This window comes from Vibrio sp. D173a, from assembly GCF_030248475.1.
In genome coordinates, this window is record NZ_JAHGAH010000643.1 from 1 (window position 1) to 742 (window position 742).

Annotated in this window: 1 pseudogene; it reads right to left on the reverse strand. The window is 46.5% G+C overall.

Annotation, left to right across the window (positions count from 1 at the left end):
- Window positions 1–579 (reverse strand): annotated as a pseudogene (locus KIV40_RS28180) (ribonuclease D); the annotation flags it as partial.
- Between the last annotated feature and the right edge of the window lie 163 nt (window positions 580–742).

Below are 742 nucleotides of genomic sequence, written 5' to 3' on the forward strand. Positions count from 1 at the left end.
AGAGCGAATACGCTTGCTCACTTGCAGATCAGACTCTTGTTGAGCGGCATCCCACCAGCCGGCTTCCATCACTTTCTCAAGTAACTTGTTGTACATTGGCATTAGGTAGTAAACATCCGCCGCTGCGTAGTCAAGCTGCTTTTGTGACAGTGGACGAGCTAGCCAATCGGTGCGTGATTCGCTCTTATCAAGGTCGATACCGACAAACTCTGATACCAGAGCGGCAAAGCCCGTTGACAAGCCATGACCTAAGAATGCGGCCATGATCTGAGTATCTACCATTGGCGTTGGTGTGCAGCCAAACTCGTTTTGGAACACTTCTAAGTCTTCGCCACATGCATGCAGCACTTTCAGTACCGAAGCATCTTTAAGTAGCGATACAAATGGCGTCATCTCGTCCAGTGCGATCGGGTCAATCAAAGACAGGGTTTCACCATCAAATAACTGAATCAAACCTAATTGCGGGTAATACGTTCGGGTTCGAACGAACTCCGTATCAAGCATAACAACATCGGCTTCACGGGCTTGCTGACATACACGTTCAAGGTCTTTCAATTGGGTAATGATTTGATAGTTCACAAAAACTCTCACTGGTTGAATTTATCTGCCGGATACAAAAATGCCGACAATCACTGTCGGCATTCTATCACTAATTTAAGACTACCGCTTAGTTTAAGCGGTATGACCATCAGTTATTCGCTGGCACGCTTCGCAAGCTCAGCATCGTCATCTTCACGTAATA